This is a genomic window from Sulfobacillus thermotolerans (assembly GCF_039623705.1).
GTDB lineage: Bacteria > Bacillota > Sulfobacillia > Sulfobacillales > Sulfobacillaceae > Sulfobacillus > Sulfobacillus thermotolerans.
On the sequence record NZ_CP133983.1, the window covers coordinates 2667716 to 2680173 of the forward strand.

The window sequence follows — 12458 nt, forward strand, 5'->3', positions numbered from 1 at the left end:
TTACGGGCAAATTCGTCTAACGTATGTAGACGTTATTCAGGCGTCTTAATAACTCTCATCACGATACGAAAGGATTGTGACCACTTGAAAATTAGCGTGATTTATTACTCAATGACAGGGTCTGTGTATCACTTGGCGCAAGCCGTGGCCGAAGGCGCGCGGCAAGCAGGGGCCGAGGTGCGCTTGCGGCGCGTTCCTGATCTTCTGCCTCTGGAAGTCATTGAATCCAACGAGAACATTAAACAAGCGTTAGAGGCCCAAAAAGATGTTCCGGTTGCAGTATTAGAGGATTTGACTTGGGCAGACGGAATTGCCTTTGGATCTCCAACACGTTATGGGAACATGGCGGCGCAGCTGAAAAACTTTTTAGATCAAACCGGCCCGTTGTGGGCTCAAGGGCAATTAGCGGGGAAAGCGGCAGGGTTTTTCACCGGAGCTGCAACCATGCATGGAGGCCATGAAAGCACAATTCTCACGATGTCAACTTTTGCGTACCATCACGGGATGGTGATTGTGCCGACGGGATACCTTAGCCCAGCGGTCCATGGCACCCAGACAGGCGGGAGTCCTTATGGTCCCACGGAACTAGGCAACAAACCAGAACTGTCCGACGATGAGCGCTCTGTCGGTTTGCTTTTGGGTGAACGGCTCGCTATGGTGGCGGGAAAACTGATCAGCTAACATCATGGAAAGTTAGCAAAAAACTCCTCGAGATTACTGAGGAGTTTTTTGCTAATCCGTCGAGCAACATGGGTGACACGACATCAAGGTGTGTTGCGAAGAATGCCCCGTAATTGGGAGGGTGTTGCATAGAGCGCTTGGGATGTGATGATCTCACGCGCTTGGGGTATTTGATTCCAGACGTTCCAATTGAGTATGCCAACGACACGGTGGTCGTGCAGGTAATACAAAACACCTTCTTCGCCAAACGTAACCCAGTCGGCAAAGATTTCTAACGTTGAGTCGAGACGGCCAATGGCTTCATATCCCATATGGAACATATCTGAGTAGAAAAAGGGGAGGTGCGTATAGGGTTTTTCAGCTCCAGCCATATTCAACCCCGCGGCCTTACCCTGAGATAGAGCGTTATCCTCGTGTTCGACGCGGCGCTTTTGGTGGGGATAAGGATAAGGAAATTCGCAAACGTCCCCTGCAGCGTAAATGTTAGGGTCCGATGTTTGGAGAAATTCATTCACAACAATACCGTCCTGAACAGTGAGACCTGCCTTTTCAGCCAACGCGGTGTTGGGACTAAACCCGACTCCTGCGACAACCGCATCCACAAGGCACGAACGCCCGCTAGTATCTGTGACCAGGATTCCCTGCGCATTTCGGGTAAGGCTTGCAATATGGCTTTGACTCCAAAGCGAAATATGATGTTGGCGGTATTGCGTGTCGATATAGTTTTTAAGGTCTTCGGGAAATAGTCGGTCGACCAAGTGCGATTCAGGGAATATCATCGTGACCGTTTTGTCGAGGAGAGATAAAGCGGCTGCGATTTCGGTGCCGATAAAGCCGCCCCCAATGACTAAAAAGCGATTAGCAGAGCGTGTGAGGCGATAAAGCTGAAAGTAGTCGTCTAGCGTATGAAAATAGAGAATAGGGACATCGGGGAATGGTAAGGTCTTAGGTGTTCCGCCTACAGCCAAAAGCAATTTGCCATAATGATACGTATGCCCGTATTGATCGTGAATGGTTTGTTTGTCGCGATCCACGGTCTCAATAACGGTGGCGAGATGTTCATCAGCGTGTAGTGCTTGCGCGTCAGGCCGCATCCAAATATTCTCAATCCGTTCGTCTGTCCAAAGCCTTTTGGATAGAGGTGGGCGGCTATACATAGGATAGCGTTCTGCAGAAAAAATTCCGACTGTGCCTCTCTTATCACGTCGTCGAATGCCCGCCGCAGCCGCTGCTGAAGCCATGCCGCCTCCGACAATTATGTAGTCATAGTGTTTCACCATAAGGCCTACCTTTCTATTTCTTCATCGGGGCACTTCATTGGCCAAACGATAGTAAGGTCTTACATAAAGTCTCCCTTCTAAAGAGTATAGATCGTTAGCAGATGCTTACCGTATAATGAATCAACATCAATGGGTTTTTTATAGTGATATGAATAAAAGGGAGGTATGGCTAGACATGGTAATCCCGTCAGTAAATCGTGAGGTGACGGACGATACGTTACTGGCTTTAGAACGGGAAGGGGATTCCTATGCGCTGGACCAACTTATCCTGCGCTATCAGTCATTGGTTACGGCGAAAGCGCGGACATACTATGTGGTCGGTTTGGAACATGAGGACCTGCAGCAGGAAGGGTTATTGGGATTATTTTATGCCATTCGGCATTTTCGTCCGGAACAAGGGGTTCCATTTCAAGCCTTCGCTGATTTATGCGTTAGCCGACGGATTGTAAGTGCGGTGATTCGTGCAACACGTAAAAAACAGCAACCCTTGAATACAGCGTTTTCTCTCTATCAATCGAGTTCAGACGAACAAGATGGTCAGCCTTTTATTGGGCGCCTTGTCGATCATGGGGCGATAAATCCTGAAAATTGGGTGATGGAACAGGAATCCACCGAAAAATGGACGGCACTTTTAAATCGAAGGCTGACCGCGCTGGAACGCGATGTGCTAGCTCTCTATCTTTCTGGGTTCACCTATCATCAAATTGCCGCTCAACTTGGGCGTAGTGCCAAATCGATCGATAACGCACTGCAACGGGTAAGGGCTAAGGCGAGTAACGAATTGGACCTTCGCATGTTGTCGTAAAAAATTAATTGTGCATTCCCAAAAGCAAAGCCAATGGCACAGAAATCGCGGCAACGGACAAAAAGAACCCAATAATGAGGATAGCTGCCAGATATTAATTCAGGTTGCAACGACCACTCGGCCTGCATCTATTCCCCATGGTTTGGCTGAGGCCGACGATGGGCTGAGCGACCGCCTAGGTATCTAACCAGGCGATGTGGAGAAAGGTAGGGAGTATGGTGTCATGGATTTGCAACTGACCAACAAAAACATCGTGGTGGTAGGAGGTTCTCGTGGACTGGGCAGGGCTGTCGCTGAAGTCTTGGCCACTGAAGGCGCAAATGTCATTATCGCTTCCCGCCATCAATCGGAGAACATAGGGAATCCCGCCGTGGAGTGGCGTTTCCTCGACATGCAAGATATGACGAGTCTAGAAGAGTTTGCGGAACATCTTCCTTGGGGCACTGTCGATGGGATTTTTTTAAATACCGGCGGGCCCAAGCCGGGGCAATTTTTCGACGTAAGCGACGAAGATTGGCAAGCAGCGTTTCTTAGCTTAGTCAGGTCCCCAGTGTTTTTGATTCGCGTTCTATCACAAAAATTCACGCCCGGGTCTAGTATTTTATTCAACACCTCTTCGTCTCTGAAAGTTCCAATTGATGGGCTTATTCTATCTAATGTGTTGCGTCCAGCTGTCGCGGCATTGGCGAAGTCCCTGTCTTTAGAGATGGCAGAGCGTCAAATACGGGTCAATGTCATTGCCCCTGGGCGTATTGATACCGAACGCGTTCGGGAGTTGGATGCCTATCGAGCCAGTATGACGGGAATGGATATTGGTGCGATTTACCAGAATGCCGCATCTCGAATTCCTCTGGGGAGATATGGCCAACCGCGAGAATTTGCACAGGCGGCAGCTTTTTTGTTATCACCTGCGAGTCAATATATTACGGGAAGCACGTTATTTGTGGATGGAGGGCAAACTCGTGCCTTGTAAGTAGGCGTGGGCTATTTAACCGTGTCTTGAAATGTCACCAGGTTATTTCTTTGTGTATATTATATTACTATCTGCAAACGACGCAGGATTCGATCCGAACGATGTCACCGCTTTAGCTATTGTCGCTAAATTACCATCCCTATGACATCATCAACAAGACAGGTTCGAATAAAAAGAGTTCAGCATACGGATTTCAGATGCCTGGGCTAGGGTTCTTTGCGTTGTTGCGTTTCCTAGATGGCTCCGCTGTCCAGAGCGTGCTCTGGGGTGTTCAAATGCGGTTATGGTTTTTGATGAGTTCAGGAGATAAGAGCCAGCGCGGGCGTATCATGATGCATGGCGGGAATCCCCCAAGGCGCGCGGTTTTGGGTCGGGGGCAACGGTGCGAAGAAAATTTTGAGGTCAAAACCGTGGTCTGAGTTCGGGGTCCAACGGAGGACTAATCATTTCTGTGCTACTCACCGCAATGTTAAAGCATTTCACATTTATTATCTGATTATTCGTCTAAAAAACTTGTGATGTGGTTCACAAAACAGTTATAATAACTCTCGATGAGCCACACCATTTATCGGTATCGGCCCTCATCTCTTTTATAGGGTGAAATTGCTGAAAATTTGTAATACCTGAAATCATGAAGCCGATTGCGAAATTCCATTCCGTGGGTTCGCAAAAATGGCCATAGCAGGGACAAAAAAGGAGGGTCACGCGTGGGATTTGGATCATTTAATAGCTGGCTGCACGACGGACTAAATAAGGGATATGCCGTAGCGCAAATCAATATCAACAATCTGGAATTTGTCCAGGCAATTATTGAAGCGGCGGAGGAGGAGAAAGCCCCCGTTATTTTAGGAGCTAGTGAAGGCGCCCTTAAATACATGGGGATCGACTACGCGGTGGCCATCTGCCGTACGGCGGCTGAGCGCGCGACAGTGCCTGTTATGTTGCATTTGGATCATGGACCTAATTTGGAATGGGTGCTCAAGGCGATTCGCTATGGATTTTCTTCTGTAATGATTGATGCGTCGCATCTGCCTTTGGAGGACAATATTGCATTAACCAAGAAAGTGGTCGATTTGTGCCATCCCCTTGGAATTGAAGTGGAGGCCGAGCTCGGACGGATTACCGGAACGGATGACGACTTAACTGTGGACGAACGACTCGCCACATTATGCCGGCCCGACGATGCTATGCGTTTTGTGGAGGAAACCCATGTCGACGCATTAGCTGCCGCTATTGGATCCGCGCATGGTCATTATCACGGCACGCCGCAACTTGATTTCGAGCGACTGGCGGCCATTCGGGAAGCGACACAAATTCCGTTGGTGCTCCACGGTGGTTCAGGAATTCCTGACGAGGATGTGAAAAAGGCTATTAGTCTTGGCATTGCAAAAATGAACATTAATACCGACAACCAAGAAGTTTTCACCAAAAAGGTGCGTCAAATTTTGGCAAGCAACGAAACCCTTTATGATCCCAGAAAATATTTGGGCCCAGGCCGGGATGCTATCAAGGAAATGGTGAAGAGTAAATTGCGACTGACCGGCTCTGTCAATCGCGTCTGATAGCGACGAATTAGGAGGAGAGCATAGACGGGTTGTCTGGACAGATAGGAGGGACTAAAATGGTACCAAAACGTCACCGCATTACAATGATTGGCATCGCGGGAGACAGCGGTGCAGGCAAGTCAACTTATGCCACGGCTCTACAAGAATTGCTAGGGCCAGACCGCGTAACGGTTTTGACACTAGATGACTATCATTCATTGGACCGTGATGAGCGTAATGCCATCGGCATTACGGCGTTGAACCCATGGAAGGCGAATAACCTTGGCCTTCTAGTGGATCATGTTTGGGCCTTGAGGCATGGTCGTCCCATTGTCAAACCGACATATGATCACGCGACCGGACGATTTGGCCCCATGGAAGAAATAGTTCCGAAGGATATTATCATTTTGGAAGGTTTGCATACCCTCTACCTGGAGCGTCTCCGCGAAGCCTTGGACCTGCGCATGTATTTTGACACAGACAATGAGTTGCGTGTTCGTTGGAAAGTGCGCCGTGATTCTGGGGCCCGTGGTTATACTCCCCAGGAAGTTTTGGCGGAAATTGAACGGCGACGTCCTGACGTCATGCGCTACATTGAACCGCAGAAAGCGTTTGCAGATCTGGTGATTCACTACATGCCTGACGATTCGCAAGAACCCAGTCCCGAATACCCAGAGCCGGTGCGTGTGGTATTTGCTGAGAGACTACGGCGTAACAAGCGCATTTTGGTTAAATGGTTGGCCTTAGGAGCTCGCCTGGGGTTGGTGCATGCCGAACATGTACATGACATTGTGGAAGGCGAAGAAATGGAAGTAGCGGCACTTTGGGGAACGACTCAGCAAACCGCGTTGCAGTCTTTAGTGGAAATGGTGTCTGACAGTCAGTTGTTTCATGAACACATAACCCGATTGGGGAAGACATTGGATTATGATCCGATTGGTGTTTCGCGGATTTTAGTGGCTAGTATGATTTTGTTGTTGGACCGTAATTTTCGGCACGATGAACAAAGTCTGCGCCAAATGTAAGGCGAAGACCATAGGAACGGTACTACAAAGAAACCCGAAGAGTTACTCTTCGGGTTTCTTTGCGGACATTTGGTACCATGGGCTGGGAGCCGGGATAAACTGGACCTCGCGGAAGTGGTGGGACAGCAGCAAGTGCTCAAGTTCATTCGGTGCAAAACGAATATCAATAGGCGGCCCAAATGCGGTATCCACTTTGTCCCATTCCACTAAAAAGTAGGTACCTCCGGGTTTAAGAATGCGAAGGACTTCATTGAGAATCGCAGGATAATCAGGGAGATCGTGAAGCACGTTGGCCATAAGGACCACATCGACTGAAGCGTCGGCTATAGGAATATCGTGGGCCATGGCTTGAATCGGGGACAAATTTGTTAGCTTGGCTTCTGTCGCGCGCTTAGCAGTCCATTCCAACATATCTTGCTGTCTGTCGATCGCAAATACACGGCCTTGAGGCAATCGCTTGGCCGCAGGGATTGCATAAAAACCCGGTCCACACCCAATATCTGCCATAATTAGGTCGGGCCGGGTCAAGAGGAGGGCAAATTGCGGCGATAAAACTTGGACAATCTCGGCGATTGTTGGATGGGACACACAGCATGGTCGCGTGGGCAATCCCGTAAATCGCCGGTAGGTTTCGGACCAATACCAAATACGATGGGCGATACGTGCTAAGAAGGTGTCCCGAGGGCCGTGGGTGAGCAAAATAATACGGCCGCCTGGGCGCGTCAAGCGGGATAGTTCAGATAGCACCACGGGCCATTGCGTGGTTGTTGTTAAGACAAAATCGGTGATGATACGATCAAAACTTTGATCAGGATAGAAAATATGATCCCAATTACCCATAAGCCATTGAATGCGACGTTCTGTGCGGTTGCGCGTTAAGGCTTCGGCTTGGTGTAGCAGTTCGAAGGAATTGTCAACACCGACCAATTCGGTATGCACTGAAATGGTCGAGGCGATTTGAGCCCATTGCTGCCATGGGAAAACAGGCGGCGGCTCAGTTTTGCCTGTCTTATGGATGCTATGATAAGCTTGTTCCTTGGCAATGCCTGGCATCTTCATCACCTGCTCCATTCCCACTTCTCTCATTCCTATTTACACAAAAATTGTGTAACCAAACCACGACCAGATGGGGTAAAAAGGATGGTCCATCTGGTCGTGAATGAACGGAATAGTTATGGGAATTAGCGATTAGGATGCAGATTTCGTGGGGGGAGCAACCGTAACGAGGGTACCGTAGTGCATATAAGGCCACACACGTGCGGCGACCGGAATAGGCAGTTCCACGCAACCTAGACTTTGAGGAAATCCATAGGAGGCACGGGGAAATCCGTGAACAGCGTCGCCGCCTTTAAAATAATTGATGTAAGGCACCCCGGGGTCATAATATTTAACGCCAAACGGGTTAACGCCCTGCATGGTTTGGGAACGATACCGCAGATAGACGGGGTAGGTTCCAAGGTACGTGGGCGACTGTGGAATTCCGGTGTTAGCGAGGGTCTTGAGAATAATTTGTCCATTGTGCCATAGTGTGAGAGTTTCGGGAAGATTTTCGGACACGTAGGCATAGGTGTATCCATCAGGATTCGTTTGGTCCGCAAGATCGGCATTGATTAGAGCCTTCCATACGGCAGGTCCTGCTACACCATCTGTGGGCATGCCTTCTACGCGTTCAAAATTCATCACAGCTCCTTTAACCATGACGTTATATTGGCCAGGAACCCATAGGCTTTGGAGCGCGGCTGGAGTTTGGGCATACTCCCATTGAAATTGACCCGAAGGCGCCGTTTCCATCGCGGCAATTTGCGCGGGTAGGGTTGGAGCCACGGGGGTAGAAGGAATCCACTTCAAAGGAAGATATCCGAGTTTGGCTAGAAGTTCTTGAAGACGCAAAGTCGAGCCAGGGGCGGTAGCCCAGTTGACGGATAACGTCTTTGGGAAATAGGCGCCGTCCGTGGCAATATAGCCGTTCTTGCCGCCGGGCAACGTCACATTAATGACGGCATTAGGACCGTATCCCCAAGTTGATGAATTCGGAATGAATTCTTCCGTTTGGTTGTTTTTCCAAATCCAATGGCCCGGAATGGACGGACTAAGCCGTGGCGTGATGCGTGGATTCGCAATGGGCTGAGAAAATGAGAGGAGTAACGGAGTGTACAAGCCAATCGGATGATACACCGACGGGGATGTTGTGACTTTGAGCCACCCCGGCGTACGCCAGCTAAGAGTTTTGGGCATGGAAACACTTTCCCAAGCGCGGGCTTGGGTTTCTACAGTCAGGGTGCCTTGTTGTCCTGGCACAGTGCCCAAACTATTAATGGAATAGACCTGTTGTGGAACCGGTGCGGTGACCTCGCTTATCCGGCCGCTTGCCATAATGCGGATGGACGATGCCGGGGCCGAAAGAGATAACGACAAGGGTTTGCCCGGGGATACAATTAAGTGATTGGATGCGAGAATGGGATCTGTTGGAGTCGTGACCGTATGAGTAACGGTTACGGGACCAAATGGCCACCAACTAGGACCTTGCACCGCAATTCGCACGTCATAGACCGAGCCGGCGTGCAAGGAGCGTGAGGGCCACAATTGGCCATTTTTAATAACCAGAGGAATGGCCTGCCCGTGCGCGTTGACAGCGTCGGCCATTAGGACATGTCCTGTAACGGTAATGCGAGCTAAAGCGCGAGAACTCGCGCCAAAGGAGACTCGGGGCCAGATGGCATAGGCTGCGAGTCCGGCCGCAAGAAATGGCAACGGCCAGAGATATGTTCCCCAGCGGTGCGGTCTATGTTTACCACTACGCGTTTCCAACAAAGGAAATCACCTACCATTCATATACAATCCCATCCATACAATCTTCTACTTAGAGTAACGCAAGGCATCCTTCAATGGTTACAATCCTGCTAGCAAATTTACCGCATTTTGGCCGACTGGAATACACAAAAGACGATAAGGTTCGACAAGTGGCGGTCTAGAAGCAAAAGCGAGATGGGGCGGAGAGCTATTGGGTTTCTTTTCACATAAAGGTTCCTATTCTTTAGTGACTCTTCCTGTGAAAAGTGCAAACGTTGTAGTGCATTGCCGCAGGACTTCCCGGCCGATTGCCACGGTGCTTCGTAGTTCTTTTGGGATGGACCTCTAGTGGGAGTCTGTAAACCTGCGAGCCTGCAAGGTCCTTAACCATCCTAGGGACCTACAGATCAGGTGAAGAGCCACCGCCAGACGGAAAAAAACCCGGAACGTTCGCACGGTGCAGAGCGGGGAGGTGAAAAAACACCGAGGGAAAATGCTAGACTCGGTAGTACGAAAGGTCCAAAGACTAGGGCCAAATGGCCCCGAAGACTGTGATCCGGTAGTCCCTGGAAATGGGACCCCCTGCCTCTCTTGCACGAGGCCATAACCCGCTACACTAAAGATGCACAGCAAGGGGTTTTTAGAAGAACGGCCAGAAATACCCGTTCTTGTGAATTCAAAACAATAGAGCGGGGTACCCTACGCTGGAGATAAAGGAAGGTGAGAACATGACCACTCAGACAGGCAACTATATTGTGGAAATACTGTTTCTCGTGACGTTTGTCGTCGGGCTCTTATGGCCCAGTAAGCACCACTAAGCAGCAACAAACGGTGCGCACGTAGTAGCGACACAGGGAGGGAATGAATTATGGCGAACTGGACAACGGCGTCTCGTAAAGCGCTGGCGGAAGTGATGTCAGTCGATACATGGCTGCCAGAAACGATGCCCGAGTACGCGCAGGGTTTTATGTATATGTTAGGGTCTCTCACGGCCTCCAGTTTTGTGGCACTCATTATTTCGGGGGTGGTGCTGGCAGCCAATGGTCCGGCCAGCTGGTCTTATAACGGGGCCGACCGCTTTGCAGCAGCGGTGCATTTTTGGTCCGTGCAAGCATTTTTCTTCTTTATGATGTTGCATTTGTGGCGAGTGTTCTTTACCGGAGCGTGGCGGGGTGGACGCAAGGAAACATGGTTGCTCGGGGCGTTAGCTCTTCTTATCGCTATTCCTACCGCATTTACGGGATTTTTGATTAACGGAGACTTTTATTCTCAGTGGAATGCCGTGCAAGCTAAAGATGGTTTGAACGCTTTAGGGTTAGCGTGGGTCAATTTGCCCAATGCTGGGCAAATGTTTGGTATGCATGTGGTGGTTTTGCCATTAACCTTGAGCGTTATTATCTTTGGACACATCGTGAGAGTGCGGATCAAGGGTGTTGTACCGCCGTATCCCATCAAACACGAGGCGTCTGTTTCAGCGGTCTCAAAGGAGGGGCAATAAGTCATGGCGACACGAGCGCAAGATGATATGGTGACGAATTACCGCTACGTCCCAGAAGACTTTATGAAGCATTTAATGGGGACTCTAGCCATTGTCTCAGTCCTTGTCTTGGTATTGGCGGGCTTGTTTGGGGTGCCGGAGAAACCACCTCTGACCATTCAGAAGGATGCGATTCAAAATCCTGTGGCGTTTGAAGCGATGACCACGCGCGACCTTAATGGGCAAGGTCGTATGGCCAGTTATGGACCGCCTTACAACAATGGAACCGGGAACTTGGAGTTTGTTTTTCAGAAGTGGGTAGGAATTCTTCACCCGCTTAATGCGGAAAACGACTTTATTCTAAAGCCGCTGCGCATGGCGGCCACCGTCAATCCCTCTATCACGCCTGCTTTGAATCAGTTTGAAAGCGCGTCACGGGCACAGCAGATTCTTTGGGCCAACAATTATGAAAATGCCTTGGCTAAAGGCACCGTTAAGAATGGTGTGGTTGTGGTTCCGCCGGGCAATTACGGACCAGTGCAAGCGTTGATGAATGACACCTTGAAGCTGGGTGAGAGTGGTCTAATGTCTGGGGCCTTAATCCGGAATCCCAACGTCGTCACACGTTTTGATAATCAAAATTACGAGTTGTTTCTTGAGGGGCAACCCCTTCACAGCGCGGCGGCCCCATTGAACCTCAAAGGCACGCAGTGGGGTATTGAACACTCCGCGGTGCCCGGATATCCAGCCGCTTGGTGGATGACCATTCCGACATGGATTTACCAGTGGCCGTTCGTCGCCAATTCGCCTGCTAACGATGCAATTGCATTAAGCATTGGCTTCCTGTTCTGGTTGGCATTGGCTTTGACCCCTTGGATTCCAGGCTGGAACAAGGTTCCTCGTTACCTTGGGGTCTATAAGCTGGTTTGGAAAGACTTCTACTATCGTCAAACACACACGTCTCCCAGCAAAGGAGATGAGACGCGTGGAGTCTCTTAAAAAGAGCGTGAGTTTCCTTCGCATGGCTGGCGGGAGCGTGTTAGGAATCGCTGGATTCGGCACCATTAGTACGGGGATTTTACCCTTCCGCGGCGAGCACGTGTTATTAGGCCTTGGCGAGGTGGCTGTTGGTACCGTCCTAGCGCTTGGGGTTCTTACCCCGCTGCGGACTGGACACCATCCTTCATAAAGGATTGGACATAGAATTCCCAAGAAGCCCCTGACTATTCTGTCAGGGGCTTCTCTTGTTTGAACGTTAGTAAGTAGTGCTGCCGAAGCCTCCTGTGCGGGTTGCTTGGGCCGCGTCATCATCTGTTACACCAAACCTTACAAATATGCCTTGAGCAATGCGGTCACCGCGTTCAATTATGACCGGCTCTTGACCGTTGTTGGTGAGAGGAATGAAAATATGGCCCTCGTTGTCGGGGTTGTCCACATAATCTCGGTCAATGACGCCCACTTGATTGGTGAGAACGCAATGTTTTTTGATAGCCCATGAACTTCGAATGACGATAAGAAGCACTTCGCCGGGAGGCATGTATGCCTTAAGCCCCGTGGGCACTAGAGCTGTTTGGCCGGGCGTTAACTCGATTCGCGCGGCAGATGCCAGGTCATAGCCAGCCGAATCTTGGGTATGACGGACAGGGAGGGAAAGCCCTTGGTCTTGGTAGTCGGATACAAAGGCAAAATAACGGATCACGGTTAAGCTCCTTTTACAAATGATGGAATGTGCTGGGTATGAACTAACACCGAAAATTAAGCCCCATCACTCCGTATGATAGTCAATTGCGGCCTGTGATGAAAGTCATAGAAAATAATGCAAAAAAATAGCGATGAAATGTGGAATAACTAGTATACTGACAAAGGAAGGAAGAATATTGGGA

12 protein-coding genes are annotated in these 12458 nt (G+C 49.9%); 8 read left to right on the forward strand and 4 right to left on the reverse strand.

Annotated elements, in window-relative coordinates; genetic code table 11:
• The first annotated feature begins 84 nt into the window (after positions 1 to 84).
• Positions 85 to 681 carry an NAD(P)H:quinone oxidoreductase gene (gene wrbA / locus ORD20_RS13920; RefSeq protein WP_103375309.1) on the forward strand — a complete coding sequence of 199 codons (597 nt, stop codon included), beginning with the start codon at positions 85 to 87 and terminating at the stop codon, positions 679 to 681.
• A gap of 83 nt (positions 682 to 764) precedes the next feature.
• On the opposite strand, the gene ORD20_RS13925 is transcribed toward wrbA, so the two are convergent.
• Positions 765 to 1961: an NAD(P)/FAD-dependent oxidoreductase gene (locus ORD20_RS13925; protein WP_103375310.1), complete on the reverse strand. Its 1197-nt coding sequence runs from the start codon at positions 1959 to 1961 to the stop codon at positions 765 to 767.
• Positions 1962 to 2136: 175 nt separating this feature from the next.
• Between ORD20_RS13925 and ORD20_RS13930 the strand changes: the two genes are divergently transcribed.
• The 4 genes from ORD20_RS13930 to ORD20_RS13945 all read left to right on the forward strand — a co-directional run bounded on the left by ORD20_RS13930 (position 2137) and on the right by ORD20_RS13945 (position 6308).
• Positions 2137 to 2766: a sigma-70 family RNA polymerase sigma factor gene (locus tag ORD20_RS13930; RefSeq protein WP_158246243.1), complete on the forward strand. Its 630-nt coding sequence runs from the start codon at positions 2137 to 2139 to the stop codon at positions 2764 to 2766.
• 223 nt (positions 2767 to 2989) lie between these two features.
• Positions 2990 to 3739: an SDR family oxidoreductase gene (locus tag ORD20_RS13935; protein ID WP_103375312.1), complete on the forward strand. Its 750-nt coding sequence runs from the start codon at positions 2990 to 2992 to the stop codon at positions 3737 to 3739.
• A 707-nt stretch (positions 3740 to 4446) separates the two neighbouring features.
• Positions 4447 to 5301 carry a class II fructose-1,6-bisphosphate aldolase gene (gene fba / locus ORD20_RS13940; protein WP_103375314.1) on the forward strand — a complete coding sequence of 285 codons (855 nt, stop codon included), beginning with the start codon at positions 4447 to 4449 and terminating at the stop codon, positions 5299 to 5301.
• Positions 5302 to 5360: 59 nt separating this feature from the next.
• Positions 5361 to 6308, forward strand: coding sequence for a phosphoribulokinase (locus ORD20_RS13945; protein WP_103375315.1), 948 nt, complete (start codon positions 5361 to 5363; stop codon positions 6306 to 6308).
• A 42-nt stretch (positions 6309 to 6350) separates the two neighbouring features.
• On the opposite strand, the gene ORD20_RS13950 is transcribed toward ORD20_RS13945, so the two are convergent.
• On the reverse strand, positions 6351 to 7379 hold the full coding sequence (locus tag ORD20_RS13950) for a class I SAM-dependent methyltransferase (protein ID WP_430626273.1): 1029 nt from the start codon (positions 7377 to 7379) through the stop codon (positions 6351 to 6353).
• A gap of 117 nt (positions 7380 to 7496) precedes the next feature.
• Positions 7497 to 9119 (reverse strand): L,D-transpeptidase family protein, encoded by a 1623-nt coding sequence (locus ORD20_RS13955; RefSeq protein ID WP_103375319.1) that lies wholly within the window; start codon positions 9117 to 9119, stop codon positions 7497 to 7499.
• 847 nt (positions 9120 to 9966) lie between these two features.
• Here ORD20_RS13955 and ORD20_RS13960 point away from each other — a divergent pair.
• From ORD20_RS13960 to ORD20_RS13970, 3 genes are read left to right on the forward strand one after another with little or no spacing between them, the layout of a single operon-like run.
• The gene (locus ORD20_RS13960) at positions 9967 to 10596 is read left to right on the forward strand and encodes a cytochrome b N-terminal domain-containing protein (protein WP_103375320.1); all 630 of its coding nucleotides are present in this window, start codon (positions 9967 to 9969) and stop codon (positions 10594 to 10596) included.
• 3 nt (positions 10597 to 10599) lie between these two features.
• Complete coding sequence (locus ORD20_RS13965) at positions 10600 to 11574, forward strand: cytochrome B6 (RefSeq protein WP_103375321.1); 975 nt, start codon at positions 10600 to 10602, stop codon at positions 11572 to 11574.
• Positions 11561 to 11764: a hypothetical protein gene (locus tag ORD20_RS13970; protein ID WP_369825239.1), complete on the forward strand. Its 204-nt coding sequence runs from the start codon at positions 11561 to 11563 to the stop codon at positions 11762 to 11764. Before ORD20_RS13965 ends, ORD20_RS13970 begins: the two co-directional genes overlap by 14 nt.
• Positions 11765 to 11830: 66 nt before the next feature.
• Here ORD20_RS13970 and ORD20_RS13975 read toward each other — a convergent pair whose 3' ends face one another.
• On the reverse strand, positions 11831 to 12274 hold the full coding sequence (locus tag ORD20_RS13975) for a dUTP diphosphatase (RefSeq protein ID WP_207654650.1): 444 nt from the start codon (positions 12272 to 12274) through the stop codon (positions 11831 to 11833).
• Between the last annotated feature and the right edge of the window lie 184 nt (positions 12275 to 12458).